This is a genomic window from Streptomyces sp. NPDC005566 (genome assembly GCF_040605575.1).
Lineage (GTDB): Bacteria > Actinomycetota > Actinomycetes > Streptomycetales > Streptomycetaceae > Streptomyces.
In genome coordinates this window covers 35,535-61,489 of sequence record NZ_JBEXDB010000005.1, presented here as the reverse complement: position 1 = coordinate 61,489, position 25,955 = coordinate 35,535, and the positions used below count along the sequence as shown (strand labels likewise).

24 protein-coding genes are annotated in these 25,955 nt (G+C 70.5%); 16 read left to right on the top strand and 8 right to left on the bottom strand.

What is annotated here, in order from left to right:
* The first annotated feature begins 4 nt into the window (after positions 1-4).
* Together ABZS61_RS09430 and ABZS61_RS09425 are read left to right on the top strand one after the other, a co-directional pair.
* The gene (locus tag ABZS61_RS09430; RefSeq protein WP_356417576.1) at positions 5-427 is read left to right on the top strand and encodes a hypothetical protein; all 423 of its coding nucleotides are present in this window, start codon (positions 5-7) and stop codon (positions 425-427) included.
* Complete coding sequence (locus ABZS61_RS09425; protein WP_356417575.1) at positions 424-1,575, top strand: glycosyl hydrolase; 1,152 nt, start codon at positions 424-426, stop codon at positions 1,573-1,575. Before ABZS61_RS09430 ends, ABZS61_RS09425 begins: the two co-directional genes overlap by 4 nt.
* On the opposite strand, the gene ABZS61_RS09420 is transcribed toward ABZS61_RS09425, so the two are convergent.
* The 3 genes from ABZS61_RS09420 to ABZS61_RS09410 form a co-directional block, all read right to left on the bottom strand.
* Entirely contained in the window at positions 1,550-3,709 is a 2,160-nt protein-coding gene (locus ABZS61_RS09420; protein WP_356417574.1) for a lipopolysaccharide biosynthesis protein, read from the bottom strand. The genes ABZS61_RS09425 and ABZS61_RS09420 overlap by 26 nt on opposite strands.
* Complete coding sequence (locus ABZS61_RS09415) at positions 3,702-4,850, bottom strand: DegT/DnrJ/EryC1/StrS family aminotransferase (RefSeq protein ID WP_356417832.1); 1,149 nt, start codon at positions 4,848-4,850, stop codon at positions 3,702-3,704. Before ABZS61_RS09415 ends, ABZS61_RS09420 begins: the two co-directional genes overlap by 8 nt.
* Positions 4,851-5,032: 182 nt before the next feature.
* On the bottom strand, positions 5,033-5,992 hold the full coding sequence (locus ABZS61_RS09410) for an RNA polymerase sigma factor SigF (protein ID WP_356417573.1): 960 nt from the start codon (positions 5,990-5,992) through the stop codon (positions 5,033-5,035).
* A 292-nt stretch (positions 5,993-6,284) separates the two neighbouring features.
* Between ABZS61_RS09410 and ABZS61_RS09405 the strand changes: the two genes are divergently transcribed.
* Together ABZS61_RS09405 and ABZS61_RS09400 are read left to right on the top strand one after the other, a co-directional pair.
* Positions 6,285-6,653 (top strand): STAS domain-containing protein, encoded by a 369-nt coding sequence (locus ABZS61_RS09405; protein WP_356417572.1) that lies wholly within the window; start codon positions 6,285-6,287, stop codon positions 6,651-6,653.
* Between the two features lie 197 nt (positions 6,654-6,850).
* Positions 6,851-7,342: an ATP-binding protein gene (locus tag ABZS61_RS09400; protein ID WP_356417571.1), complete on the top strand. Its 492-nt coding sequence runs from the start codon at positions 6,851-6,853 to the stop codon at positions 7,340-7,342.
* 215 nt (positions 7,343-7,557) lie between these two features.
* Here ABZS61_RS09400 and ABZS61_RS09395 read toward each other — a convergent pair whose 3' ends face one another.
* On the bottom strand, positions 7,558-9,075 hold the full coding sequence (locus tag ABZS61_RS09395; RefSeq protein WP_356417570.1) for an oligopeptide:H+ symporter: 1,518 nt from the start codon (positions 9,073-9,075) through the stop codon (positions 7,558-7,560).
* A gap of 487 nt (positions 9,076-9,562) precedes the next feature.
* Between ABZS61_RS09395 and ABZS61_RS09390 the strand changes: the two genes are divergently transcribed.
* A complete protein-coding gene (locus tag ABZS61_RS09390) occupies positions 9,563-10,240 on the top strand; it encodes a response regulator transcription factor (protein ID WP_329210334.1) in 678 nt (225 codons plus the stop codon).
* Positions 10,241-10,255: 15 nt separating this feature from the next.
* Positions 10,256-11,521 (top strand): ATP-binding protein, encoded by a 1,266-nt coding sequence (locus tag ABZS61_RS09385; RefSeq protein WP_356417569.1) that lies wholly within the window; start codon positions 10,256-10,258, stop codon positions 11,519-11,521.
* Between the two features lie 4 nt (positions 11,522-11,525).
* Here ABZS61_RS09385 and ABZS61_RS09380 read toward each other — a convergent pair whose 3' ends face one another.
* A complete protein-coding gene (locus ABZS61_RS09380; RefSeq protein WP_356417568.1) occupies positions 11,526-12,095 on the bottom strand; it encodes a GtrA family protein in 570 nt (189 codons plus the stop codon).
* Positions 12,096-12,259: 164 nt separating this feature from the next.
* On the opposite strand from ABZS61_RS09380, the gene ABZS61_RS09375 reads away from it, so the two are divergent.
* Genes ABZS61_RS09375 through ABZS61_RS09365 form a run of 3 tightly spaced genes read left to right on the top strand, consistent with a single transcriptional unit; the run spans position 12,260 to position 15,133 of the window.
* A complete protein-coding gene (locus tag ABZS61_RS09375; protein ID WP_356417567.1) occupies positions 12,260-13,399 on the top strand; it encodes a 5-(carboxyamino)imidazole ribonucleotide synthase in 1,140 nt (379 codons plus the stop codon).
* Positions 13,396-13,932, top strand: coding sequence for a 5-(carboxyamino)imidazole ribonucleotide mutase (gene purE, locus ABZS61_RS09370; RefSeq protein ID WP_356417566.1), 537 nt, complete (start codon positions 13,396-13,398; stop codon positions 13,930-13,932). The genes ABZS61_RS09375 and purE overlap by 4 nt, the downstream gene beginning before the upstream one ends.
* 7 nt (positions 13,933-13,939) lie before the next feature.
* Positions 13,940-15,133: a dipeptidase gene (locus tag ABZS61_RS09365; RefSeq protein WP_356417565.1), complete on the top strand. Its 1,194-nt coding sequence runs from the start codon at positions 13,940-13,942 to the stop codon at positions 15,131-15,133.
* Between the two features lie 54 nt (positions 15,134-15,187).
* Here ABZS61_RS09365 and ABZS61_RS09360 read toward each other — a convergent pair whose 3' ends face one another.
* Complete coding sequence (locus tag ABZS61_RS09360; protein WP_356417564.1) at positions 15,188-16,531, bottom strand: UDP-glucose/GDP-mannose dehydrogenase family protein; 1,344 nt, start codon at positions 16,529-16,531, stop codon at positions 15,188-15,190.
* 175 nt (positions 16,532-16,706) lie between these two features.
* Here ABZS61_RS09360 and ABZS61_RS09355 point away from each other — a divergent pair, with 175 nt between their 5' ends.
* The gene (locus ABZS61_RS09355) at positions 16,707-17,864 is read left to right on the top strand and encodes an acyl-CoA dehydrogenase (protein ID WP_356417831.1); all 1,158 of its coding nucleotides are present in this window, start codon (positions 16,707-16,709) and stop codon (positions 17,862-17,864) included.
* A gap of 96 nt (positions 17,865-17,960) precedes the next feature.
* Here ABZS61_RS09355 and ABZS61_RS09350 read toward each other — a convergent pair whose 3' ends face one another.
* Positions 17,961-18,674: a tellurium resistance protein TerA gene (locus ABZS61_RS09350; protein WP_356417563.1), complete on the bottom strand. Its 714-nt coding sequence runs from the start codon at positions 18,672-18,674 to the stop codon at positions 17,961-17,963.
* A 201-nt stretch (positions 18,675-18,875) separates the two neighbouring features.
* Between ABZS61_RS09350 and ABZS61_RS09345 the strand changes: the two genes are divergently transcribed.
* From ABZS61_RS09345 to ABZS61_RS09325, 5 genes are read left to right on the top strand one after another with little or no spacing between them, the layout of a single operon-like run.
* Positions 18,876-20,261, top strand: a complete 1,386-nt coding sequence (locus tag ABZS61_RS09345) for a methyl-accepting chemotaxis protein (protein WP_356417562.1) — start codon at positions 18,876-18,878, stop codon at positions 20,259-20,261.
* Complete coding sequence (locus tag ABZS61_RS09340; protein WP_356417561.1) at positions 20,258-20,737, top strand: hypothetical protein; 480 nt, start codon at positions 20,258-20,260, stop codon at positions 20,735-20,737. Before ABZS61_RS09345 ends, ABZS61_RS09340 begins: the two co-directional genes overlap by 4 nt.
* Before the next feature lie 25 nt (positions 20,738-20,762).
* Positions 20,763-21,428, top strand: coding sequence for a VWA domain-containing protein (locus ABZS61_RS09335; protein ID WP_356417560.1), 666 nt, complete (start codon positions 20,763-20,765; stop codon positions 21,426-21,428).
* 8 nt (positions 21,429-21,436) lie between these two features.
* Positions 21,437-22,801, top strand: coding sequence for a protein phosphatase 2C domain-containing protein (locus ABZS61_RS09330; protein ID WP_356417559.1), 1,365 nt, complete (start codon positions 21,437-21,439; stop codon positions 22,799-22,801).
* On the top strand, positions 22,798-23,745 hold the full coding sequence (locus ABZS61_RS09325; protein WP_356417558.1) for a hypothetical protein: 948 nt from the start codon (positions 22,798-22,800) through the stop codon (positions 23,743-23,745). The genes ABZS61_RS09330 and ABZS61_RS09325 overlap by 4 nt, the downstream gene beginning before the upstream one ends.
* A gap of 220 nt (positions 23,746-23,965) precedes the next feature.
* Here the strand turns inward: ABZS61_RS09325 and ABZS61_RS09320 are convergent, their stop codons facing one another.
* Positions 23,966-25,246: an LCP family protein gene (locus ABZS61_RS09320; RefSeq protein WP_356417557.1), complete on the bottom strand. Its 1,281-nt coding sequence runs from the start codon at positions 25,244-25,246 to the stop codon at positions 23,966-23,968.
* A gap of 119 nt (positions 25,247-25,365) precedes the next feature.
* Here ABZS61_RS09320 and ABZS61_RS09315 point away from each other — a divergent pair, with 119 nt between their 5' ends.
* Positions 25,366-25,914 (top strand): acyl-CoA thioesterase, encoded by a 549-nt coding sequence (locus ABZS61_RS09315; RefSeq protein WP_356417556.1) that lies wholly within the window; start codon positions 25,366-25,368, stop codon positions 25,912-25,914.
* The last annotated feature ends 41 nt before the right edge of the window (positions 25,915-25,955 follow it).

Here is a 25,955-nt window from a genome sequence, read left to right as displayed (position 1 = left end):
CACCGTGTCCGAGAACCGGCAATCGACAGCACCGAGGCCACAGACCCTGATCAGAGCCGCTGTGGCGCTCTCCGGATGGGTGGCGCTCGCCGCGACCGCACTGCCGGGCGGCTCGCCCCTGCGCTGGATACCGGTGTTCCTCTTCGTCTGCGTCGGCCCCGGATTCGCCCTGCTGTACCCGCAGTCGGGGAAGCTCCGCCCCGCGGCCCGCTTCGAAGCACTGGCGCTGGCCGCGCCGTTCGGCCTCTCGGCGGCCGTTCTCACGGCCACGTCGTTGTTCCTGGCCGAGGCGTTCTCGGCGACGGCGTTCCTGGTGGCGCTCGCCGCGTTCACCACGGTCGCGGCCGTGTGCCCCGGTCTTCCGCTGCCCGCCGCCACCCGGGGCGCCGCGGAGAGGGGGCGGGCCGAACCCGTGAAGCGCCGATGACCGGACGCCCCGTGCCGGGGCCGGTCTCCGTATCGCGGCTGCACCGGCCCCGCACCTGCCTGGCGCTCGCCCTCGTCTCCGTGGCGGCGCTGCTGACCGGACTCGTCGCCTGGTTCGGTACGCCTTCGTCCGGTGACGAGGACCCTGCCGTACCGTCCGCGAACGACCTGCCCGCCGATGCCGCCACCGGCGAGGTGACCGGTGGTGCGTGCGCCCCGTCCGCCACCCTCGTACCGCCGTGCGGAGCCTGGTGGGGCGCCTACGTCCCGCACGCGGGGAACGGGTCGCTCAAGGACGCGGTGTACGCGTTCGAGAAGAAGATCGGCCGGAAGCTCGATCTCCTGTACACCTACCACGACATGTCGAACAACGAGCTCGACGGACAGCTCCTCACCCCCGACGAGCAGATCCTCGGCCGGGACCGGATGCTGATGCTCGCCTGGGAGTCCACGGTGTGGCGTGAGCCCCGCCATGCGAACTACACCGAGGACCAGCTCGGTTGGGCGAAGGTCGCCTCGGGGGCGTACGACCGCGAGATCATCGACCCCCAGGCGCGTCGCATCAAGGCGTACGGGAAGCGGGTGTTCTTCTCCTTCGACCAGGAGGTCGACGCCCGGGTCGGCGACGCGGGGACCCCGGCGGAGTACGTCGCCGCCTACCGGCACCTCCACGACCGGTTCGAGGAGCTGGGTGTGGACAACGTGGTGTGGGTGTGGACGGTCTCCGGCTTCCTGCAGTCGGGAGAGCTCTTCGAACAGCTCTATCCGGGGGACGACTACGTCGACTGGATCGGCATGGACCAGTACAACTACTTCACCTGCCACGACACCACGGACTGGAAGGACTTCGACCGCAGCCAGCGGCCCACCTACGACTGGCTGCGCACGCACATCAGCGCGGAGAAACCGGTCATGCTCGCCGAGTTCGCCACCGTCCCGGATCCGGCCGACGCGGACCGCCAGCGCGAGTGGTACGAGGAGATTCCCGAGGTCGTACGGACGATGAAGGGGGCCAGAGCGCTGGTGCACTGGAACCGTGCGGTGCCGGGCGAGGGCTGCGACCTCACCGTCAACGACGGTCCGGGGCTGGAGGGTTACCGCACGGCAGGCCAGGACGACTACTTCAAGCAGCCGGTCCCCGGCCGCTGATCCGGCCGCGGACGGTGCGGGCCACCGCCGTTGCCGCGAACAGCCCGCAGAACACGGGCAGTCCGGCAGCGGCGAAGGCGTCCTGGGCCGCCCACCCGGCCACCGCGAGCGCCCACACCAGGGCGGCAACGGCCCGCCGGGGCACGCCCACGGACCGCAGCAGTACGGCGACGAGCCCCAGGCAGAGCACCTGCAGCGCGAGCGGCAGCCCCAGGAGTACCGCGGCGGGGGAGTCCAGTCCGGCGACCTCGGCCAGGAATCGGGCGAGCGTCCCGTGCGGCTCCCACGAGGCGGCGGGGGGCCGGACACCGAGGAGCGGCGGGGCCGAGTGCAGGGCCGCCACGGTCACCAGCAGCGCAGACCCGATCAGCCCGGGCCGGAAACGCTGGAGCGCGACGGCCCCGCTGCAGACGACGATCATGAGCACTCCCGCGGTCACGGTGACCGGAGGCAGCGCACGGATCAGCTCGGTACCGGTCAGCCGGTGGTGGCCGGCCTGCGCGCCCCGCGTCAGCGGCACCCAGAACAGCCCGGCGGCGAGCCCCAGCAGCAGCCACAGTGCGCCTGCCGGCCGGGACTCGCCGGCCGCCCGGTCCGTGGCAGACGGTGAGCCGTCGCGGACGAGGACCGGAATGCCGAAGGCGGGCGTCACCGTGTCGTGGGCGCCGCGCAGGTACACCGTGTCCACGGTCCAGTCCGCCCCGTACTCCTCGGCCCGCCGCTCCCGGGTGCGCCGATGCGCCGTGCGGGCCCAACTCGTCCCGAAATAGTCGTCCTCCGCGGCGCTCGGCCGCCGCCCGAGCCCGAGGACGGGCCGTCCCGTCAGTGCGGCGCGCAGTCCCAGGGCGGACGCGGACGCCACCGCCGTCATGCTCAGGAGCATCGCCCAGCCCGCCCCCGCGATCCCCAGCGGACCCAGCAGCAGGGCCGCACTGCCCAGCACCGCCGCGCACATCGCGCCCTGGAGAACGGCCAGGGCGCCGGTGCGGCCCTGCACCCGCAGCACGCCGATGTACAGCTCGACCAGGACCCGGGGGAGCGCGGCGGCGGCCAGCAGCCGCAGGACGAGCGTGCCGTGGTCGGCGTAGTCGTGGCCGAACGGGGCGAGTATCTGCGGGGCGAACACGACCAGCACGAGGACGACGGGAACCAGCAGCAGCGCCATCCGGCGCAGCGCTCCCCGCACGCCCTCGGTCAGGTGGCCGGGGCTGTGGGAGGCGTGGGCGGTGAGCGAGGAGGCCATGTTGATGGCCATGAACTCCATGGTGCCGCCGACGGTGTACGCGATGTAGAAGAAGCCGTTGTGCGCGGCGTCGAAGCGGACCGCGACCATCACGGGCAGCAGATTGATCATGGCGAGACTGAAGAGGGCGCCGACCGAGTCCCCGGCCAGGAATCTGCCGATCTCGCCGAGCCGGGGCGGCTCGCGGTCCCGGTCGGCCCCGGCCTGGTGCGGGATCAGCCGCCTGAAGATCAGCCAGCCGAGAGGCAGCACGGACAGGGCGATGGCCGCGGCCCAGGACACGAACACACCGAGGACGGGCAGGGCGGTGGCGAAGGCCGCGAGCATCAGCAGTTTGCCGATGGAGAACACGGCGTTGCCGACAGGCACCCAGAAGGCCTTGCGCAGCCCGGTCAGAACCCCGTCCTGGAGGGTCAGAATCGCCCAGGCGACACACGACCCGGTGAACACGAGCCCGGCGGAGAGCGTGCCCAGCGGGGCGTACGAGTCCCCCCACAGGTCCAGCGTGAGGAGGAAGACCACGCAGGCGAGGGTGACGACGACGGAGCTGGCCAGATAGGTGCGCGCGACCAGGGACGCGGTGGCGCGTCCGGCCCGGGGCACGTACCGCACCACGGCGCCGATCATCGTCGTGGCGGTGACCGAGGCGAGGAGGCGCATCGCGGCGATGGCGGCGGAGCCCTGGCCGACGGCCTCCTCGGTGTAGTAGCGGGCGGCGACCAGCCAGAAGCCGAGGCCGAGGGCGGCGGAGACCCCGGTGGAGAGCATCAGGGCGTAGGCGTTGCGGAACATCGAGTCGCCGCTCGCGCCGTCCTGTTGTGCCGGTACGGGTGGGTCCGCCGCGTCGGCGCCTCCGGTCGGCGGCGGGCCGACTCTGGTGGTGTCAGCCACCGGGCAGCTCTCTCGCGGGCGCGATGCCTGCCGCGGTGAGGACATCGATGACCCGGCCGGCGCGCAGGGGGTCGACGGGCAGGGCGTGCCGGGCGAACCAGGCAGCGTTGGCGGGGTGGACGGAGGGGTCGGTGAACTTCTCCCCGGCGTAGGTGTCGAGCGGCGGGTCGTAGAGGTAGCCGACGGTGATCCGGTGCCGGGCGAGGGCGGCTACGGCCGCGTCCCGGTCGGCCACCAGCAGCGGCACCCGGAACAGCGGCTGAACGGGGGTGTCGGCAGGGTGCGGCGCCGCCCAGCGGGTGGCGAGGAGGTGCTCCGTCCCGGCCCGGTGTGCGGTGAGCCGCTCGTCGAGGCCGGCGAGCAGGCGTTCGATGCGCCGCAGCCGTAATCGGCCCGGGGCGACCCGGTAGTCGTGCATGTCGACGCGCACCCAGGAGTGGAAGCCGGTCAGGGAGGGCGTGGTGCCGAGGGCCTGCTCGAGTTCGGCGGGCCGCAGGGGCATCCGGATCTCCTCGCGCTCCTGGAGCCCGAGGAGCCGCAGAGCCCACCAGGCAGCGGGGGCGAGCCGCAGTCCGCGTACCGCCGCCTCCGCGTACGGCCTCACGGCGTAGGTGAGTTCGGCGGTGAGCGCGGCGGGGTCGAGGAGCGCGTCGCGGGCCTGCTCCAGCGGGGCGCGCAGCCCCGGGTCGGCGAGGGCGAGGAAGCCCCCGGCCTTGGCGCCGACGTGCTTGGAGAGGCTGAAGACGGCCGCGTCGCCGAAGGTGCCGACCGGCTTTCCGTCCGTCTCGCTGCCGATGGCGTGCGCGGCGTCCTCGATCAGCGGGATGCCGAGCCGGTCGCAGCGCGCGCGCAGCCCCGGGGCGGGGTCGGGGTGTCCGTACAGGTTGGTGGTGAGGACCGCCGAGAGTCCGTTCCACACGGAGTCGGGTACGGCGTCCACGTCGATGGAACCGTCCGTGGCGGACAGCGGGGCCTGGACGGGGCGCAGGCCCGCGGCGAGGACGACGAAGAGGATGACGTCGTCGTTGACGGGAGACATCAGGACCCTGCCGCCGGGCTCGCACCAGTGGCGGAGCGCCACGTAGAGGCCCAGCCTGCACGACGGTACGTAGAGGCATTCGCGGCCGATCCGGGCACGCATCGCCGCTTCGGCCGCGGCGTGGGCTGCCGGACCGCTCTCCCCATCAGCCATGTGTTCCCCCCAGAACCCAAGTGTCCAATGTGGCCCAGTCCGTGGCACTTCGTCAACAATGCGGAAGGACCTGCCCGTTGCCGGGACAGGTCCTTCCGCAATGACGTCTCGGGGGTCCGTGGACCACCGGATCATTCCTCCAGTGTCAGGCCCTTCCTGAGCTTGACCAGAGTCCGTGAGAGCAGCCGGGACACGTGCATCTGCGAGATGCCGAGCTCCTCGCCGATCTCCGACTGCGTCATGTTGGCGACGAACCGCAGCGAGAGGATCGTGCGGTCGCGCGTCGGGAGCGAGGCGATGAGCGGCTTCAGGGACTCGACGTACTCGATGCCTTCGAGGCCGTGGTCCTCGTAGCCGATGCGGTCCGCGAGCGCGCCCTCGTTGTCGTCGTCCTCGGGCTTGGCGTCCAGCGAGCTCGCGGTGTACGCGTTGCTCGCGGCCATGCCCTCGACGACCTCGTCGCGGGTGATGCCGAGGCGTTCGGCGAGCTCCGCCACGGTGGGTGCGCGGTCCAGTTTCTGGGACAGTTCGTCGCCCGCCTTGGCGAGGTCGAGGCGCAGCTCCTGCAGGCGGCGCGGGACGCGCACGGACCAGCTGGTGTCACGGAAGAAGCGCTTGATCTCACCGACGATGGTGGGCATCGCGAACGTCGGGAACTCGACGCCGCGGCTGAGTTCGAAGCGGTCGATCGCCTTGATCAGGCCGATGGTGCCGACCTGGACGATGTCCTCCATGGGTTCGCTGCGCGAGCGGAACCGGGAAGCCGCGAACTTGACCAGTGCGAGGTTGAGTTCGACGAGGGTGTTGCGGACGTACGCGTATTCGTGGGTTCCCTCTTCGAGGGATTCGAGCCGTGCGAAGAGTGTCTTCGACAGTGCTCGGGCGTCCAGGGCGCCGACTTCGGCGAAGGGCGGGATCTCGGGGAGTTCCTCGTGGCCCTCGCTCAGAAGGTCGTTGTCGTCGTGGGGGGAGGTGCTGCTGGTGCGCGGGCCGGGTACGGCGGTCGCGGCGGGGGAGTCGGAATCGGTCGGTCCCTGAGGACATGTCGACGTGGCGTTGTGGGTACGCGGTACGTCGAGCCGGGGTGACATGGTTCTCCTCCATCGTTCTCGGCATATGGCTGCCGATGCCCATACGTGTTCCTGCGGTGAAGCGGCGCCTCCGAAGCCGATCGATTTTTTGGGTTTCGCTGTCCCTCCTACCCTTACCCGGTTCCAACCACGAGTGACAAGCTCCAAATGCGCCTGTATGTCCGGTTTGTTGAGGTCTCCGACTACCGTGTGGCGAGGGAAACGCGTAATGTTTTACGCACGTCGGCGGCAGCCGCGCAGACAACCGCGTTCCTGGTGACGCGGACAGTGACGGACGGCGAAGAGGGACGGCATGGACCGCGGGACGGTCGGCAGTGCGAACCGGGGTCGACTCGAGGTCGACGTCCGGACGGACGGCCGCAGCGAGGTTGTGACGCCGGTGGGTGAGCTCGATCACCACACCGCAGATCTGCTGCGTGAACCCCTGGAGAGCGCGGTCGAGCAAGGGCGCGTGCGCCTGGTGGTCGACTGCTCGAGGCTCGAGTTCTGCGACTCCACGGGGCTCAACGTGCTGCTCGGTGCCCGTCTGAAGGCCGAAGCGGCCGGAGGCGGGGTCCACCTGGCCGGAATGCTGCCCGTGGTGGCACGCGTCTTCGAGATCACCGGGGCAGAGGCGGTCTTCACCGTCCATGCCTCACTCGAAGAGGCTCTGGCCACCTGACCGGGCCTTTTATGCGCCATTGCAGCCCCGTGGGCCCCGGATGTCGCTCTCTTCACGCTGTTGGCACAGCCGAAGTGGGTGTTGTCACGACTCGGCAGGGCAGGAGACACCCCGGTGGGGTCACGGACCCGGCACACTCTGTATCTGATCAGTATCTGTTCGATGGCAACACGGTGAATCGGTGAGGTGAAGCGCTGATGAGCACCACCCGGCAGCATCCGCCGGGCGGCCTCGGCCGCGAGCCGGACGGCGAGGGCGCTGCCTCCGCCGTACCAGCGGACCGGCAGTGGCGAACCCTCTCCCTGAAGCAGGCCAGTGGCATCGTGCCGATGGCCCGGGACTTCGCCCGGCAGGCCCTGCACGACTGGGGCTGGCTCCCGGCGTCCGGCGCCGATCGCCGTGCCGCCGCCGAGGACGTCCTGCTCGTCGTCTCCGAGCTCGTCACGAACGCCTGCCTGCACGCGGGCGGTCCTGAGGAGCTCCGTATCGCCTGCTCGCCCAAAGTGCTGCGGGTGGAGGTCGTCGACCGGGGCGCGGGGCAGCCGTCGCCGCGCACCCCGCACCGCGCGGGGCGGCCCGGCGGACACGGCATGTTCATCGTGCAGCGGCTCTGCCTGGACTGGGGAGTCATGCGCACGCCGGACGCACCCGGCAAGACCGTGTGGGCGGAGCTGGCGGCGCCCGCGTAGCCCCTTTCCTTCCGTCCTGCCGTAGAAGAGCGCGCCCGTCGGGCGCGCTCTTCGTCGTTTCCCGGCGGGTACCGACGGAATTTCCCTGCGGGCACGCCTCCGCTCACGGAAGGCACGGTTCAGCTCACGGGGGGCAAGCCTCCGCCTACGGGGATACGACGGAGGGCCGTCGCACCGGATCGGTGCGACGGCCCTCGGCGCGGGAGGAGTCCGTGTCAGCGGACGTTGCCCATGAGCGCCTTGACCTTGCCGCGGTACATGTAGATCGCGACACCGGCCAGGGCTGCGAGCGCCGCCTGCATGGCGATGATGCCCGTGCCGTTCAGGCTGACTCCCGCCAGGGAGAGCAGGCCGGTCGCGCAGTCACCGGCGGTGACGGCGAGGAACCAGACGCCCATCATCTGGGAGGCGTACTTCTTCGGGGCCATCTTGGTCGTCACGGAGAGACCGACCGGGGAGAGGCACAGCTCGGCGATCGTCTGGATCATGTAGATCGAGACCAGCCACATCGGGCTGACCATCGTGCCGTCACCGGCCATGCCCATCGGCACGATGAAGACGAAGAACGACGCACCGACGAGGACCAGGGCCATCGCGAACTTCACGACGGTGCTGGGCTCCTGGTTCTTGCGGGCCAGCCACAACCACAGCCAGGCGAAGACCGGGGCCAGTGCCATGATGAACAGCGGGTTCAGCGACTGGAACCAGGTGGCCGGGAAGCTGAAGCCGAGCACGGAGTCGCCGGTCTTGCTGTCCGCGAACAGCGCCAGGGTGGAACCACCCTGGTCGTAGATCATCCAGAAGATGGCTGCGGCGACGAAGAACCAGATGTAGCCGGACATCTTCGACTGCTCGGCGTCGCTGAGGCTCCTGTCGCGCTTGATGCGGGCCAGGACGGCGATCGGGATGATCAGCCCCGCCAGGGTCAGCGGCACCAGGGCCCAGTTCAGGGTGTACATGCCCAGGGCGACGACGGCGCCGTAGAAGACGGCGGCTGCGGCGACCGCGAGGGCCACCTTGGTGAGGACGTTCTTGCGTTCCTCGGGGCTCAGGGGGTTCGGGATGACGCTGCTCTTCGGGCTCAGATTGCGCGTGCCGATGAGGAACTGGACCAGGCCGAGACCCATGCCGAGCGCGGCGAGCGCGAAGCCGTAGTGCCAGTTGTGCTTCTCACCGACGGTTCCGATGATCAACGGGGCGGCGAAGGCGCCGAGGTTGATGCCCATGTAGAAGATCGTGAAGCCACCGTCACGGCGCGGGTCGTCCGCACCGTCGTAGAGGTGGCCGACCATCGTGGAGATGTTGGCCTTCAGCAGGCCGGAACCGACGGCCACGAGGATCAGGCCGAGGAAGAACATCGCCTGGCCGGGAACGGCCAGCGAGAGGTGACCCGCCATGATCACGAAGGACGCGATGGCGACGGTCTTGCGAGCGCCCCAGACGCGGTCTCCGAACCAGCCGCCCGGCATGGCCATGAGGTAGACCATCGACACGTAGACGGCGTAGATCGCCGATGCGGTGGTCGCGGCCATCGCGAGGCCGCCGCCCTGGCTGCCGTCCGCCGCGTCGACGCCGCCGGAGACCAGGTAGAGCACGAGGAGTGCCCTCATGCCGTAATAGCTGAAGCGCTCCCACATCTCGGTCATGAAGAGAGTGGCCAGGCCGCGAGGGTGGCCGAAGAAGGTCTTGCCGCCGGTCGGGCCGACGGGAGCCTTCGTCAGGCTGGACGCCATGGTCGATCCTTGCTGGTCGGGACGCGTGCCTCGCGAGAGTGACGCGCCCGGTGGGGGGTAGCCGGCACCGGTACGGCCGCGCCCCACCCCCCGACGCCTCAAGGGGATTCGATCCGGCCGTCGGCTCCGCAGGGAGTCGGGGCGGAGTCGTGGGACCGACCGCACCGGGATCCACACCCGGCGCGCGTGTTCGCACCCCGGGCCCGGCTCACAGGTCATTCACTGATCAGGGCCGGTATGAACCGGCCCGCACATAAAAGCGACCTTTGGCGCGAAACGCTGCCCAAAGGTCGTTCTGTAGTGCAACAGGCGTCGAGCCACCATACGACACGACACACGGGGATATGAAAGGACTTGAGACATGGATCACAGGTTGCTATGGAACCAGAGTCGCATATTCAAAGGAGGATGACCGATTCATGGCCCTGTCCCGCAGGTCTCCATGAGCGCCTCACCTCGGGTGCCCTGTGCGGACTACCATCACTGCATGACCCGTGTACTGCTCGCCGAGGACGACGCATCCATCTCGGAGCCTCTGGCCCGTGCCCTGCGTCGAGAGGGTTACGAGGTCGAGGTCCGCGAGGACGGCCCGACCGCACTCGACGCCGGGCTGCAGGGCGGCGTCGACCTGGTCGTGCTCGACCTGGGACTCCCCGGGATGGACGGCCTGGAGGTCGCGCGGCGGCTGCGCGCCGACGGTCACGCCGTGCCGATCCTCGTGCTGACCGCGCGGGCCGACGAGGTGGACACCGTGGTCGGCCTGGACGCCGGGGCCGACGACTACGTCACCAAGCCGTTCCGTCTCGCCGAGCTCCTCGCCCGGGTCCGCGCCCTGCTGCGCCGCGGCGCCACCGAGTCCGCCCCGCAGCCCGCCACCCACGGGGTCAGGATCGACGTGGAGTCCCACCGGGCCTGGATGGGCGAGGAGGAACTCCAGCTCACCGCCAAGGAGTTCGACCTGCTCCGGGTCCTCGTCCGGGACGCAGGCCGGGTCGTCACCCGCGACCAGCTGATGCGCGAGGTCTGGGACACCACGTGGTGGTCCTCCACGAAGACCCTCGACATGCACATCTCCTGGCTCCGCAAGAAGCTCGGTGACGACGCCGCCAATCCCCGTTACATCGCGACCGTCCGGGGCGTCGGCTTCCGCTTCGAGAAGAGCTGACGTACAGAAACACTCATGCGCCGTCGACTGATCAACTCCACGCTCGCCGTGGTGCTCGTGGTGATTGCCGTCTTCGGCGTCTCCCTCGTCATCGTCGAGACCCGAACCATCAGCAACAGTGCCCAGGAGAGCGTCGACTCCGAGTCGCTCCGGCTGATCAGCGTCGTCGAGAGCCGGCTGCTCGGCGCGGAGCGCATCACCCCGGTCGTCCTGTCCGAACAGGTCGACCCCAGCCGTTACGCACGGGTCGAGATCCCGGGGCGGCCCCCCATCGAGGTCGGCGAGCGCCCCGAGGGCAGCGTCATCCGCAGCACGGAGACGGGCGAGCAGGGCGAGAAGGTCACCGTCGAGGAGTCCCGCTCGGCCGTCACCCGTGAGGTCGGCCGGACCCTGCTCATCATCGGCGCGGTGGCGCTCCTCGCGATCATCTCGGCCGTACTCCTCGCCGTACGCCAGGCCAACCGGCTGACCTCGCCGCTCACGGACCTCGCGGAGACGGCGGAACGCCTCGGTTCCGGTGACCCGCGCCCCAGGCACAAGCGGTACGGGGTGACGGAGCTGGACCGGGTCGCCGACGTCCTGGACGCCTCCGCCGAGCGGATCGCCCGGATGCTGACCGCGGAACGACGCCTTGCCGCGGACGCCTCGCACCAGCTGCGCACCCCCCTGACCGCGCTCTCGATGCGGATCGAGGAGATCTCCGTCACCGACGACCCGGACACGGTGAAGGAGGAGGCGAGCATCGCGCTCACCCAGGTCGAGCGGCTCACGGACGTGGTGGAACGGCTGCTGACCAACGCCCGGGACGCGCGCACGGGTTCCGCGGTCTCCTTCGATCTCGACGAGGTCGTCAAGCAGCAGCTCGAGGAGTGGCGCCCGGCCTACCGCAGTGCGGGCCGCGCCGTCGTCTGCTCGGGCAAGCACGGACTGAAGGCGGTCGGCACTCCCGGCGCGGTCGCCCAGGTGCTCGCCGCACTCATCGAGAACTCACTGATGCACGGCGGCGGCACGGTGGCGCTGCGCACCCGTGTCACCGGGAACCAGGTCGTCATCGAGGTGACGGACGAGGGCCCGGGCGTCCCCGCCGACCTCGGGGCGCGGATCTTCGAGCGGACCATCAGCGGACGCAATTCCACCGGGATCGGCCTCGCCGTCGCCCGCGACCTCGCCGAGGCCGACGGCGGCCGGCTCGAACTGCTCCAGCAGCAGCCCCCGGTCTTCGCCCTCTTCCTCAGCCGGATCGCACCGAACCGCAAGGAACGGGAACGCCCGGTGCGCTGAGCGCTCAGGGGTGAACGGGATCGGGCGCTACCTCGCCGGCGGCTCGTCGCTGCTCCAGAAATCGCTCCGCGTCCGGCACGGCCTCCTCGGGCAGCGCCTTCTCTGCGGGCACGGCCTCCTCTGGGGGCACGGCCTCCTCGGCGGGCAGCGCCTTGAACACCCAGGTGCGGTACGACCAGAAGCGGAACAGGGTGGCGACGCCGATCCCGACGATCTTGAACACATTGCTCTGCACCGGACTGTTCCACCCGAAGCCGTACGTCGCGGCGTACAGCACACCGTTCTCGATCACCGCACCCGCGGCGCTGAACAGCAGGAAGAGCATCAGCTCCCGGGTCCGGCCTGACTTGTCGCGGTCCCGGTAAGTCCAGTAACGGAAGCCGACGTAGTTGAAGAGGATGGCGACGAACGTTGCCAGGACGCTGGCCCGGACCACCTGGAGGTCCGTGGTGTGGCGGACCAGGTTGAAGACCGCGATGTTGACCACCAGGCCCAGCGCGCCGACCGCGCCGAACTTGGCGACCTCCCGGGCAAGCAGATCAAGCCGGGCCCGCAGTGCGCCCCGTTCGCTCATGATGATCGCTCAGCCCCATCCGTTCGGTTTCGTCAACCCGGCCATGCTAACCAGCCCTCCCGTGTGATGCCCGTGCGCTCCCGGTGAGGTGTGGCGAGGCTGTGACGGGGGCCCGTGGGAGGAGAGGGTGGGGGAAGCCCCGGCGCGCCGGATACCCTGGACGCGTGACGTTCCCGGTAGTCGGCATGGTCGGCGGCGGTCAGCTCGCCCGTATGACCCACGAGGCGGGCATCCCCCTCGGCCTCAAGTTCAAGCTCCTCAGTGACACTCCTCAGGATTCGGCAGCCCAGGTGGTGAGCGAAGTCGTCGTCGGCGACTATCGCGACCTGGAGACGCTGCGCGCCTTCGCGCGCGGCTGCGACGTGATCACCTTCGATCACGAGCATGTGCCGACCGAGCATCTGCGGGCCCTGGAGGCGGACGGCATTCCCGTCCGCCCCGGCCCCGATGCGCTGGTGCACGCCCAGGACAAGGGGGTGATGCGCGCGAAGCTCACGGAGATCGGTGCGCCCTGCCCCCGCCACCGCCTCGTGGCGGACCCGGCGGACGCCGTGGCGTTCGCCGAGGAGGTGGGGGGCTTCCCCGTCATCCTCAAGACGGTCCGCGGCGGCTACGACGGCAAGGGCGTGTGGGTGGTCCGCTCCGAGGCGGACGCCTCCGAGCCCTTCCGCGCCGGTGTCCCGGTCCTCGCCGAGGAGAAGGTCGACTTCGTACGGGAGCTGGCGGCCAACATCGTCCGCTCGCCGCACGGCCAGGCCGTCGCCTACCCGGTCGTCGAGTCCATCCAGGTCGATGGCGTCTGCGACACGGTCATCGCCCCGGCCCCCGAGCTGGACGAGCGGCTGGCCGGTGAGGCCCAGCAGCTCGCCCTGCGGATCGCCGCCGAGCTCGGTGTCGTCGGCCACCTCGCGGTCGAACTGTTCGAGACCCGCGACGGTCGCATCCTCGTGAACGAGCTGGCGATGCGCCCGCACAACTCCGGGCACTGGACCCAGGACGGCGCGATCACCTCCCAGTTCGCCAACCACGTGCGGGCCGTCCTGGACCTCCCGCTCGGGGACCCGCGCCCGCGCGCCACCTGGACGGTCATGTGCAACGTCCTGGGCGGCGACTACCCGGACATGTACCAGGCGTACCTGCACTGCATGGCCCGCGACCCGCAGCTCAAGATCCACATGTACGGCAAGGACGTGAAGCCCGGCCGCAAGGTCGGCCACGTCAACACCTACGGCGACGACCTGGCGGACGTGCGGGAGCGCGCCCGGCACGCGGCCGACTACCTGCGAGGAACAATCACCGAATGACTTCCCCCGGTACCGCCCCTGTCATCGGCATCGTCATGGGCTCGGACTCCGACTGGCCCGTCATGGAAGCGGCCGCGAAGGCACTCGACGAGTTCGAGATCCGCTACGAGGTCGACGTCGTCTCCGCCCACCGCATGCCGCGCGAGATGGTCGCGTACGGCGAGCAGGCGGCGGACCGCGGCCTGAAGGCGATCATCGCGGGAGCCGGGGGAGCGGCCCACCTGCCCGGCATGCTCGCCTCCGTGACCCCGCTGCCCGTCATCGGCGTTCCCGTCCCGCTGAAGTACCTGGACGGCATGGACAGCCTGCTCTCCATCGTGCAGATGCCGGCCGGAGTCCCCGTCGCCACCGTCTCGGTCGGCGGCGCACGCAACGCGGGGCTGCTCGCCGCCCGGATCCTCGCCGCCCACGACGCTGAGCTGCTGGCCCGCATGAAGGACTTCCAGCAGGAGCTGAACGGCCAGGCGACGGAGAAGGGCAAGCGCCTCCGGGCCAAGGTCGAGGGTTCGGACTCCTTCGGCTTCGGGAAGTAGGCGCCCCATGGACAACCTGGACCGCGCCCGGCTGCTCCTCGCCGAGAACCCCGTCGTCGACGGCCACAACGACCTCCCCTGGGCCCTGCGCGAGCAGGTCGCCTACGACCTGGACGCCCGCGACATCGCCACCGACCAGACCGGCGCCCTGCACACCGACATCCCGCGCCTGCGGGCCGGCGGCGTCGGCGCACAGTTCTGGTCCGTCTACGTCTCCACCCGCCTGACCGGCGACGACGCGGTCAGCGCCACGCTGGAGCAGATCGACGTGGTCGCCGAGCTGCTGGAACGCCACCCGGCGGACCTGCGGCGCGCCCTGACCGCGGACGACATGGAGAAGGCCCGCGCCGAAGGCCGCATCGCGTCCCTGATGGGCGCCGAGGGCGGCCACTCCATCAACAACTCCCTGGGCACCCTGCGCGCCCTGCACACCCTCGGCGTCCGCTACATGACGCTGACGCACAACGACAACACCGACTGGGCGGACTCGGCGACCGACTCCGCGCAGGTCGGCGGCCTGTCGGAGTTCGGCCGCGAGGTCGTACGGGAAATGAACCGCATCGGCATGCTCGTCGACCTCTCGCACGTGGCGGCGACCACGATGCGCGACGCGCTCGCCACCTCCGTCGCGCCGGTGATCTTCTCGCACTCCTCCGCCCGGGCGGTCTGCGACCACCCGCGCAACGTCCCCGACGACGTGCTGCGGATGCTCGCGGCCAACGGCGGAGTGGCCATGGCGACCTTCGTGCCGAAGTTCGTCCTGCCGGCAGCAGTCGCCTGGACGCTCGCCGCCGACCGCAACATGCGGGAGCACGGCCTGCACCACCTGGACACGACCGCGACGGCGATGCGGATCCACGCGGACTTCGAGGCGGCCCACCCGCGGCCGAAGGCCACCGTGTCGACGATCGCCGACCACCTCGACCACATGCGTGAGATCGCCGGGATCGACCACATCGGCATCGGTGGCGACTACGACGGCACGGCGTTCCTGCCCGTGGGCCTGGAGGACGTCTCCGGCTACCCGAACCTGATCGCCGAGCTGCTCACCCGGGGCTGGTCGGACGCCGACCTCGCCAAGCTGACCTGGCAGAACGCCGTACGTGTCCTGCGGGACGCGGAAGCGGTCTCCCGCGACCTCGGCGCACGGCGCGGCCCCTCCCACGCCACGATCGACGAACTGGACGGCCCTGCGGTGTAGCCGCACCGCACGCCGGGCGGGCCGCATCGGGCCCGTCCGGCCGGCCTTCGGGGGCTAGGCCTTCGGCCGGCCCATGGCGCGGTACGTCCACCCCGCCTCACGCCACACCGCCGGGTCCAGCGCGTTGCGGCCGTCCAGGATGATCCGGCGCCCCGCCACCTCGCCCAGTGCCGCCGGGTCCAGCTCGCGGAACTCGCGCCACTCCGTCAGGTGCAGCACCACATCCGCGCCGCGCACCGCGTCCAGCGCGGTGTCCGCGTAGGCGAGGGTGGGGAAGAGTCGCCGGGCGTTGTCCATGCCCTTCGGGTCGAAGACCGTGACCTGGCCGCCCTGCAGATGGATCTGCCCGGCGACGTTCAGGGCAGGCGAGTCCCGTACGTCGTCCGAGTCCGGCTTGAACGTCGCGCCCAGCACCGCGACGCGCTGCCCGAGGAACGAGTCCCCGCCCACCGCCTCGCGGGCGAGCTCGACCATGTGCCCGCGACGGCGCATGTTGATGGAGTCGACCTCGCGCAGGAACGTCAGCGCCTGGTCCGCGCCCAGCTCACCGGCGCGTGCCATGAACGCCCGGATGTCCTTCGGCAGACAGCCGCCGCCGAACCCGATTCCGGCCCTCAGGAACTTCTTCCCGATCCGCTCGTCGTGGCCGATCGCCTCGGCCAGCTTCACCACGTCGCCGTCGGCGGCCTCGCAGACCTCGGCCATCGCGTTGATGAAGGAGATCTTGGTCGCCAGGAACGAGTTCGCCGACGTCTTCACCAGCTCGGCGGTGGGGAAGTCCGTCACCACGAACGGCGAGCCCTCACCGATCGGCCCCGCGTACACCTCGCGCAGCAGCTTCTCTGCCCGCTCGCTCGCCACCCCGACGACGATCCGGTCCGGGTGCAGGGTGTCGTTCACGGCGAAGCCCTCGCGCAGGAACTCCGGGTTCCAGGCCAGCTCCGCATCCGTGCCCACCGGGGACAGCTCGGCCAGCCGTGCGGCCAGCCGGGCGGCGGAACCCACCGGGACGGTGGACTTCCCGACCACCAGCGCGGGCCGTGTCAGCTGCGGGGCCAGGGACTCGAAGGCCCTGTCCACGTAACTCATGTCGGCCGCGTACTCCCCGTGCTTCTGCGGAGTGTTCACGCAGACGAAGTGCACATCGCCGAAGGCGCCGACCTCCTCCCAGGAGGTGGTGAACCGGAGCCGGCCGCTGGAGCCCTCGATGCCCTCGACGTGCTTCTGCAGGATCTCCTCGAGCCCCGGCTCGTACATCGGCACCCTGCCGGCCGAGAGCATCTCGATCTTCTCCGGCACGACATCGAGTCCGAGGACTTCGAAGCCCAGCTCAGCCATGGCCGCGGCATGGGTGGCGCCGAGGTAGCCGGTGCCGATCACAGTGATCCTGAGGGCCATGGGGTGCTCCTGAACGATGCGGACAGACGTGCGGAGCCGAGCATAACCGGGCCTGCAGGAACCTCGTTTTGCGGCTGTCGGCAAGCTCACGTGCCCCGCCCGTATGCCAGGTCGAGCCCCGGCCACTAAAATTGGGTTACTTAACAGTAGTTAGCATCCTTGGGGAGTGAACGTCTTGGCGGGTTCGACCGACTTCGACCTCTACCGTCCGGCCGAGGAGCACGACATGCTCCGCGAGACGATCCGTTCGCTCGCCGAGGCAAAGATCGCTCCGTTCGCCGCCGAGGTGGACGAGGACGCCCGCTTCCCGCAGGAGGCACTGGACGCCCTGGTCGCCTCCGACCTGCACGCGGTCCACGTCCCGGAGGAGTACGGCGGCGCCGGCGCCGACGCCCTTGCGACGGTCATCGTCATCGAGGAGGTGGCCCGCGCCTGCGCGTCCTCCTCCCTCATCCCGGCCGTGAACAAGCTCGGTTCGCTCCCGGTGATCCTCTCCGGCTCCGAGGACCTCAAGAAGAAGTACCTGGGCCCGCTCGCCAAGGGCGACGCGATGTTCTCGTACGCGCTGTCCGAGCCGGACGCCGGTTCCGACGCTGCGGGCATGAAGACCAAGGCCGTCCGCGACGGCGACTTCTGGGTCCTCAACGGTGTGAAGCGCTGGATCACCAACGCGGGCGTCTCCGACTACTACACGGTCATGGCCGTCACCGACCCGACCAAGCGCTCCAAGGGCATCTCGGCGTTCGTCGTCGAGAAGTCGGACGAGGGTGTCTCCTTCGGCGCCCCGGAGAAGAAGCTCGGCATCAAGGGCTCCCCGACGCGCGAGGTCTACCTCGACAACGTCCGTATCCCCGCCGACCGCATGATCGGCGAGGAGGGCACCGGCTTCGCCACGGCGATGAAGACCCTGGACCACACCCGCATCACGATCGCGGCCCAGGCGCTCGGCATCGCGCAGGGCGCCCTCGACTACGCCAAGGGCTACGTCCAGGAGCGCAAGCAGTTCGGCAAGCCGATCGGCGACTTCCAGGGCATCCAGTTCATGCTCGCCGACATGGCGATGAAGCTGGAGGCGGCCCGCCAGCTCACCTACTCGGCCGCCGCCAAGTCCGAGCGCCTCGACGGCGACCTCACCTTCTTCGGCGCCGCGGCCAAGTGCTTCGCCTCCGACGTCGCCATGGAGGTCACCACGGACGCCGTCCAGCTGCTCGGCGGCTACGGCTACACGCGGGACTACCCGGTGGAGCGGATGATGCGCGACGCGAAGATCACGCAGATCTACGAAGGCACGAACCAGGTCCAGCGCATCGTCATGGCCCGCAACCTGCCGTAGCACCCAGCGGCAGGCTCGATGTGCCGCAGGGCCGAGGAGGCTTCCACCTGTCCGGTGGGGGCCTCCTCGGTCATTGCCGGGCCCGTCCGTTGCCCGTCAAGGGCGTTCGGTGGGTCGCGTACGCAGTTCGGCGCGGAGGTCCCGCGGGGGTTTCGCGGCCGGGGTCCAGTCCAGGCCGAAACCGTAGGCACGGTCGATCTGTTCGTGGAGGATGACCCCGGGCAGGTCCGTGAACCAGCGCACCTCGCGGCGGACCGTGATCCCCCGGTCGTCCGGGGCGATGAGGGCGATGGCGCAGGCCACGGCCCCTTCGGGTGAGTCGTCCAGCAGGATCCGACAGCCGGGGTCGTCGGGTGAGGTCACCGTCACTGCCGCGCCGAGGCGGCGGAAGTCGGCGGCACCCTCGTAGATGTAGACGAAGAAGAGCAGCCGGTCGAAGAGTGCCCCTCGGCCCAGGTCGACGCGCAGCGTCTCCCCGTCGGAGGAGTCCCCGGTGCGGTCGTCGTGGTCGAGCGCGATGTACGGCCACTCGGTCAGCGAACCGTGGGCATCGGCCAGAGCCTGCACCACCCGTGCCGTGCCGTCCTTGAACGACACCAGGCAGCAGAGGTTGACGTCGGCGTCGGCGCCGGGCCGCCAGTTCAGGTTGGCGTGGAGCGTGCCGCGCCTGCCGAACCTGGCGCGAGGCGCACTTCCGGTCAGCACGGGGGGCGCGGGCTCCGCTGCTGCCTGTCCGCGTCGTTCCTCTGCGGCCGGGGGCTGTTGGCCCCGGAGTCGGATCACGCCGCGCCGTCGGTCGTCGGTGCTCATGGGCCCCCCAGCCGATACGTTCCGGTTCCGGAACAACGATCTGAATGTTAGCGCCGCCTGACGGAGCGTGAGATACGCTCGGCCGCCGACGACACGGCGAGTAGCTGTGCCGTCGCACGGGGGCATTGCGTCGTTCTCGCTCGGGGCGAGGCGGCGCGGGGTGGGGAGCCCCCTTGGGGATTTCTCTCATCAGGGACAGATATGCCTGTAGCGACTCCGGTGGACCGTCATGAGGTCTCCAAGCAGGTCAAGGAACTCTCGGTCGAGTCGGGACTCTCTTCCCGGCGCGACGAACTGCATTCTCTCGGCGAAGCGCTGGCCGCGAAGGACATGGCAGGCCTCGATCCATGGGTCGACCTGGATCTGCTCCACGCTTTCGCCCGCCCGGAGAGCATCAGCACCCAAGTCCGGCCGGGGGAGGGGAACAAGGTCTGGTCGTGGCTGGAAGCGGCCCTGGGGGCACTGGTCTTCGTGCCCCTGCTGATGACCTGGTACGGATTGACGCAGGCGTCCAGCGCCTACCAGGCCCTGATCGGGGCCGACCCGAAGTCTGCTGCCAGGCCCTTCCTCCAGCTGTGGCAGAGCGGGTTCGAGGGACATCTGGCGGGGGCGTTCACCTTCGGGCACGTGGCGACCGGTGCGACCACCGCCATCGCTCTGCTCTTCTTCCTCGTGCTGGTCCACGGCATCCGGCGTTCCTCCGTCACTCGCAGTGAGGAGGAGGCGGCGCGGGACGCGGACCGTCTGATGCGGCGCCTCGTCCCGGTCCTGACCCGTGCCCAGCTCGTACTGAACGTCCACCGCACGGCTTCACCGCGGCGGTTCGCCGCCGAACTGACCGAGGCGGCGGCTACGTTGACCCGGCTCGGTGCGCGGGCGGTCAAAGTGCAGAAGGACCTCTCCTCGGCCGCCGTGGTCGTCGGGGAGGCCGTCGAGCGGGCCGAGGAGCGCCTGGCAGGCGTCGACCACGCCGTACGCCCGCTGGAGAGGGCGGCAGGACGCATCGAGGACGCCGTGCGGGACAACGCCAAGGACGTCGGCGCCGCGGTGTCCGACAACGGGACGATGGTGAGCAGGGCCCTGGACGGGGCGAGGAGCGCGAGCGGGGAGATCCGGGACGTCCTGGACCGGGCGGGCGAGCGGGTCGAGGACTCCGTCCTCGCCCTCGCAGCCTCGCAGAGGTCCTTCACGACCGGTGTCGAAGTCGCCGCCGACGTCTCGTCGCAGGTGCTGGCGCGCCTGAGTGAGGTCACCGAGGACTCCGCCCGGAGCATCGCGGAGTCGCACGAGGCGCTCCGACGGCTGACCGAGCATACGGAGGGGCTGCGGCGGGCCGCCGAGCAGTTCGGCCGGATCACGGGCGTTCCTCCGGCGGTCCCCGTGGCGGCGACCCTGCCGGCCACGGTGTCCTCACCCATGTCCGCGACCGTGCCCGGCGCCGTGCCGTCGAGCCGATCTGCCCACGACAACACGGTCTCCCTGGCGAAGGACTCCGAGGGGGCGTCACCCGGGGACGTATGGCTGGAAGACCTGCCGCCCCGGGACGCCCCGCCCCGGGACGCCCCGCCGCGGGGCGGTGGGCGGTGAGCGCGCCACGCTTCAATCCGCTGCATCTGGCCGGGTGGCTGTTCGCCGACCTGTTGCTCGTGCTGGCCCTGGTTGCGATGGGAGACCGCGGTGACCCGCTGGCCGCGGCGGCCGGACCGCCCGCGTCCGCCTCGGCGAAGCCGAAGCCGTCGGCCTCACCGAAACCGAGCGGCCCCCGGGCCGTGCTGAAGAAGCCGGTGAAGGTCTCCATCACCGCGGAGCCCGGCGACCGGCACCGGATCGAGCAGCGGCTGCGCGCAGTGACAGCCCGCTACGAGGGGCGCCAGGCCGCGTTCGTCCTCACCTTCGGGAGGCACTCCGATCCGGGGGCCGGTGGCGCGTACGCGCACGAGGTCAACTCGCTGCTGACGAAGGCTCGTCCCGACATGTTCGAGGACACCACCACCCGGGACTTCTGGAAGGGCGGGGCCACGGCGGGCCACGCCGACCTCGAAATCTACTTCTACACCTACTGACCAGCACCGACGGAGGTACGAGACCGTGCAGATCCTTCCTTTCTATCTGCTGTGCGACGAGTCGGGGTCGATGTCCGGCTCCCCCATCGACGCGATCAACAGCGCGCTGCCCGAACTGCACCACGAGATCAGCACCAACCCGACGGTCGCGGACAAGACGCGGTTCTGCCTGATCGGCTTCTCCAGCAGCGCCAGCGTCCTCCAGCCGCTCGTCGACCTCAGCGACATCGACGAGGTCCCCGCACTCGCCGCCGGCGGTCTGACGTCGTACGGGGACGCCTTCCGCACGCTTCTTCACTGCATCGAGCGGGATGTGGCCGCGCTCAAGGCGGAGGGGCACGAGGTCTATCGGCCGGTCGCCTTCTTCCTGTCGGACGGCGGCCCCACGGACGACGACTGGGAGCACGCCCACAAGACCCTGACCGAGTCGCGGTACTGCCCGAAGATCATCGCCTTCGGGATCGGGGACGCGGAGGCCGTCACGATCGGCCAGGTCGCCAACTTCCGCGCCTTCATGCAACAGGACGCCACGGTCTCCCCGGCGCAGGCACTGCGCGAGTTCGCCTCCAGCCTGACTCGCTCGATCGTCCGGTCGGCCAGCAGCATCGCCGCCGACGGGGGCGCGGGCTTCACGCTCGCCGTCGACGAGACCGTCCCGGGCTTCTCCACCGTCTCCCTCGACAAGCTCTGAGGACGACGATGCGGAATCAGGACGACGCGAACGATCCACTGGACGAGACCTGGCGCACGGCGGAGCGATTGGTGGCCGCCACTCCCGAGAGCCCGTTGATGCAGACGGACTGGCCGGAGGCCGGGCAGGAGCAGCCGTACGCACGCCGAGAAGGGGATCCGTACGAGCGCTACGGAAGCCCGGGGCAGGGCGAGGCGTGGCAGAGCGGGCAACCGAACCCGGCGCCGGAACGCCGGTACGGACCACCGGAGCAGGAAGGCCTGGGCGACCCCTGGCCGGGACAGCCGGTCTCCGGGCCGGTCACCCAGTCACTTCCCGGGCAGTACCGGTGGGAACAGCGGGCCGTCCCGGCGACCCCGGCGGCCGGCCTCGACCTGGGCCCGCAGGCGCCGCCCTCCGCTCCGGCACTCCCGTCGGCAGCCACCGACGCCCTGCCCCCGACCGCGGTGGAACGGCCCGCGCCTCCCACACTGGGCGAGCCCGCGCACAGCGGCAGGAAGCCGCCGATGTACCCGCCGATCCCCCAGCAACTGCCCTCCGCGGGGGCCGATCCGGCGGCCGCCGTCCTGCCCGACATCGTCGTGGACGGTGCGGACCACGGGGCGTTGAGCGTCCGCGCCGCGTCGATCCGCGGCGACTCCCACCGCTACCTCGGGGAGCCGCGTCAGGACGCCCTGTGCGTCACCCGGATCGGCAGCCCCGGCACGGGTGAGCTGCTCCTGCTCGCCGTGGCGGACGGGGTCGGCACCGCGGCCCGCTCGCACATCGGGTCGAACGAGGCCTGCCGGCTGGCGGCGGCCTATCTGGACCGTGCGGCGGAACGGCTCTGCGCCGTACTGGCAGCGGGTGACGGGGCAGCGCTGGCCGAGCTGGCGGACGCCGTGGTGGGCGAGATCGCCGTCCTGCTCGCGGACCACGCGCGCAGCAGTTCGCACGACCCTGCGGCCTACGCGACCACCCTGCGCGTGCTGCTCGTGCCGCTCGATCCGGCCATCCGGCTCCGGGGATTCTTCGCCGTCGGCGACGGTGGTACGGCGCTGCTGCGCGCGGGAAGATGGCTGCTGGACATCACCGAGGCCCAGGGCCCGGAGGGCTCCGGTGTGATCGATACCCGCACGGACGCCCTGCCCCTCGCCCGTACGGCGGAGACCTCCCTGATCGGCCCGGCCGCGCCGGGCGACGTCCTCGTCCTCAGCACCGACGGGCTGTCCACACCCCTCGCGGGGGAGCCGGAGATGCGCGAGTTCCTGGCAGCGGCTTGGGGCAGCGGTACGGTCCCGGGCCCGGCCGACTTCCTGTGGCAGGCACAGTTCCGGGTGAAGTCGTACGACGACGACCGGAGCACCATCGTGCTGTGGGAGGGGCGGGGATGAGCGAGCACGACGGCGGTGACGTCCACCGGGCGGCCCTGAAGCTGCTGGGCAAGGTCGGGGACGGCGGCCAGGGCGAGGTCCACGCGGTCGAGGGCCCGGGAGGGCTGCTCTACAAGAGCTACCGGGAGCCCCACAAGGTCGACGGTGCCTCGCTCGCCGCCCTGGTCTCGCTCCGCCAGGCCCTGGGCCCGGCGGGCCGGGACCGGCTCGACCGTGAGACGGCCTGGCCCTTGTGCCGGGTCGTCGACGGGCAGCTCGTCACCGGTTTCCTCATGTACCGGGCCCCGGACTCCATGACGTGGACGACATCACGGGGGGACAGCAAGCTGGCGGAACTGGCGTACCTGCTGCGCGAACCGAGGCCGGCCTGGCAGGCCGTCGCGCAGCCCTCCCCCGCCGAGCGGTACACGCTGGTGGTGGCGCTGACGGACATGTACCGGTGGCTGCACTCGATGGGCCTGGTGATCGGAGACCTGTCGCAGGCCAACGTCCTGTGGACGGTCCGGCCCGGCCCTGCGGCGTACCTGCTCGACTGCGACGGCGCCAGGCTTGTCGGGCAGCGCCCGGTGCTGGACCAGGCCGACACGCCTGACTGGCTGGACCCCCACGCGCCGAAGGGAACGGCCTCCGTCGACAGCGACCGCTACAAGGCCGCCCTGATGATCGGCCGCGTTCTCGCCCAGGACGCCTATGTCTCCCCGGGCAGGGATCTGGCCCCCGTGCCGGGCACGCTGGACGAACGCCGCGAGGCCGCGGTGCAGCGCCTGTGGACCCAGGCGGCCGGCGCGTACGGCACCCGTCCGGACCTGGGGCAGTGGCAGGCAGCCCTGGCAGGCCGGGACACCATCAAACTGATGGCCTCCCGCCCCATGCCACGCCCGCCCGTCGACCGCTCGAAGTTCGACGGCGAGAGGCGTCGGGGCACCATCAGCTTTCGTGGCTGAACGGAGCGTCCGGGACGCACGCTGGTGACCGGCGGGCAGGGCGCATGCGTGTTCGCGGCCTGCCCGGCTCCGGAAGGCTTCGCTGGCAGGCGCCGGTCGTGCGCCAGGAGGATCCCGTCGGCGAAGGTGGCTCGGCTCAGCCAGGTGCGCAGGCGCGGTGCTCGGGGAACAGGGAAGATCCGGACTGCCAAGCAGTCCGGATCTTCCTGGATACGGTCGGTCAGTTGCCCTTGACCGTGACCTTCTCGTCGTTCTTCAGCTGCTCCACGAGCTGCTTGACCTTGGCCTTGTCCCAGACCAGGTTGCCGCCGGTGCTGCCCGAGATCGGGATGTTCATCGACGTGCCCTCGCCGCCCGTGACGCCCTTCATCGCGAAGAACATCTTGCCCAGCGACCAGAGCGACATGTCCTTGTCGACGATCAGCGTGTCCAGGCCGGCGCCCATGGTCGGGTACAGCTTGAACGGGTTGAGGACCGTGGACGGCGTCGCCGTCTGGGAGGCCAGCGCAGCGAGGAACTTCTGCTGGTTCTTCGTACGGTCCAGGTCGCTGCCCGCGAACGCGTACCGGGTGCGGACGAAGGCGAGTGACTGCTCGCCGTTCAGTGTCTGCTTGCCGGCCTGGAAGTCGGCGCCGGACTTCTTGTCCTTGAAGGCCTTGGGGATGTCCAGCTCCACGCCGCCGATCGCGTCCACGATCTTGGCGAAGCCGCCGAAGCCGATTTCGACGTAGTGGTCGATGCGCAGCCCGGTGTTGAACTCGACCGTGCGGACCAGCAGCTCCGGGCCGTCCTCCGCGTACGCGGCGTTCAGCTTCGTGGTGCGGCCCGTGCCCTTGAAGGTCTTGCCGGACTCGGAGCCGACGAACGAGGGGATCTCGACGTTCGAGTCACGGGGCAGGGAGATCAGCGTCGGGCCGTTGGAGCCGTCGTGCAGGATCATCATCGAGTCGGTGCGCTTGCCCTCGGCGGAGCCGGTGTGCAGCTTCTTCTTGTCCTCGGCCGTCATGCCCTCGCGGCTGTCGGAACCGACGATCAGGTAGTTCGTGCCCTCGCCCTCGGAGGGGCGGTCGATGACCTTGGAGAGGTCGACCTCGCGCTTGAGCTTGCCGTCGGCCCAGAAGTACGTGCCGATGGATACCGCGAGCAGCGCGACCACGAGGGTCAGTGCGCCGACCTTGATGCGCCGGCCCCAGTTGGGCGTGGGGCGGCCCTGTACATAGCCGCGGTCGCTGCCGCCGCTGCCGTACCCGCCGCCGCCCTGTCCGCCGCCGTTGCCGCCGCCGTAGACCTGGCCCGTGTTGTAGCCGCTGTCGTAACCGTCGTCGGCGTAACCCTGTCCCTGCGGGGGGATCCGGGGCGGGGCCTGCGGTGCGCCCTGCGGCGGAGCGGGACGCCGCCGGACGTGCGGCATGGCGCGGGCGCTCTCGGGCTGCGGGTTCGCGCTGCCCTGCCCATAGCGCTCGCCGGGTCCGCCGTTCCGTCCTTCGGGCCAATCGTTCATGCGGAACAGTGTGCCGTCCCGGCCCGCACGTATTACAGGGTGTACCGGAAATCGGACCAGGGCTGTTGCGAATCTGATGCAATGCAACCGGGGGCAAGCCCCCGCATAAGGTGGAGGGCATGACAGATCAGCCCCAGCCACCGGAGGGCGAGGTTCCGGCCAAGCCGACCGCGGCCTCCCGGACCACCCTCAGCCACATCATGACCGGCAGCGACACCAACCTCCTGGGTACGGTGCACGGCGGTGTGATCATGAAACTGGTCGACGACGCCGCGGGTGCGGTCGCCGGTCGGCACTCCGGTGGCCCGGCCGTGACGGCTTCGATGGACGAGATGGTCTTCCTGGAGCCGGTCCGCGTCGGTGACCTTGTTCACGTCCGCGCGCAGGTGAACTGGACCGGCCGCTCCTCGATGGAGGTCGGCGTCCGCGTCCTGGCCGAGCGGTGGAACGAGTCGACCCCGGCCCAGCAGGTCGGGAGCGCCTATCTGGTGTTCGCGGCGGTCGACGAGGACGGCAAGCCGCGCCGCGTACCCGAGGTGGTCCCGGAGACGGAGCGCGACAAGCGCCGCTACCAGGAGGCCCAGATCCGGCGTACGCACCGCCTCGCCCGTCGCCGTGCGATCAAGGAGCTGCGGGAGCGGCGCGCCGCCGAGGGCATCGACGACTGAGGTCCGCACGCGGAGAGGGGGCGCCGGTCGTGGACCGGCAC

Bases quoted from the DNA above. Each gene is read 5' to 3' on its own strand.
- ABZS61_RS09400 (WP_356417571.1), top strand. From the start codon at position 6,851: ATGAGCACCACCCGGCAGCATCCGCCGGGCGGCCTCGGCCGCGAGCCG.
- purE (WP_356417566.1), top strand. From the start codon at position 13,396: ATGACTTCCCCCGGTACCGCCCCTGTCATCGGCATCGTCATGGGCTCG.
- ABZS61_RS09380 (WP_356417568.1), bottom strand. From the start codon at position 12,095: ATGAGCGAACGGGGCGCACTGCGGGCCCGGCTTGATCTGCTTGCCCGG.
- ABZS61_RS09405 (WP_356417572.1), top strand. From the start codon at position 6,285: ATGGACCGCGGGACGGTCGGCAGTGCGAACCGGGGTCGACTCGAGGTC.
- ABZS61_RS09320 (WP_356417557.1), bottom strand. From the start codon at position 25,246: ATGAACGATTGGCCCGAAGGACGGAACGGCGGACCCGGCGAGCGCTAT.
- ABZS61_RS09415 (WP_356417832.1), bottom strand. From the start codon at position 4,850: ATGCGTGCCCGGATCGGCCGCGAATGCCTCTACGTACCGTCGTGCAGG.
- ABZS61_RS09425 (WP_356417575.1), top strand. From the start codon at position 424: ATGACCGGACGCCCCGTGCCGGGGCCGGTCTCCGTATCGCGGCTGCAC.
- ABZS61_RS09390 (WP_329210334.1), top strand. From the start codon at position 9,563: ATGACCCGTGTACTGCTCGCCGAGGACGACGCATCCATCTCGGAGCCT.
- ABZS61_RS09385 (WP_356417569.1), top strand. From the start codon at position 10,256: ATGCGCCGTCGACTGATCAACTCCACGCTCGCCGTGGTGCTCGTGGTG.
- ABZS61_RS09350 (WP_356417563.1), bottom strand. From the start codon at position 18,674: ATGAGCACCGACGACCGACGGCGCGGCGTGATCCGACTCCGGGGCCAA.
- ABZS61_RS09345 (WP_356417562.1), top strand. From the start codon at position 18,876: ATGCCTGTAGCGACTCCGGTGGACCGTCATGAGGTCTCCAAGCAGGTC.
- ABZS61_RS09360 (WP_356417564.1), bottom strand. From the start codon at position 16,531: ATGGCCCTCAGGATCACTGTGATCGGCACCGGCTACCTCGGCGCCACC.
- ABZS61_RS09325 (WP_356417558.1), top strand. From the start codon at position 22,798: ATGAGCGAGCACGACGGCGGTGACGTCCACCGGGCGGCCCTGAAGCTG.
- ABZS61_RS09330 (WP_356417559.1), top strand. From the start codon at position 21,437: ATGCGGAATCAGGACGACGCGAACGATCCACTGGACGAGACCTGGCGC.
- ABZS61_RS09410 (WP_356417573.1), bottom strand. From the start codon at position 5,992: ATGTCACCCCGGCTCGACGTACCGCGTACCCACAACGCCACGTCGACA.
- ABZS61_RS09315 (WP_356417556.1), top strand. From the start codon at position 25,366: ATGACAGATCAGCCCCAGCCACCGGAGGGCGAGGTTCCGGCCAAGCCG.
- ABZS61_RS09395 (WP_356417570.1), bottom strand. From the start codon at position 9,075: ATGGCGTCCAGCCTGACGAAGGCTCCCGTCGGCCCGACCGGCGGCAAG.
- ABZS61_RS09365 (WP_356417565.1), top strand. From the start codon at position 13,940: ATGGACAACCTGGACCGCGCCCGGCTGCTCCTCGCCGAGAACCCCGTC.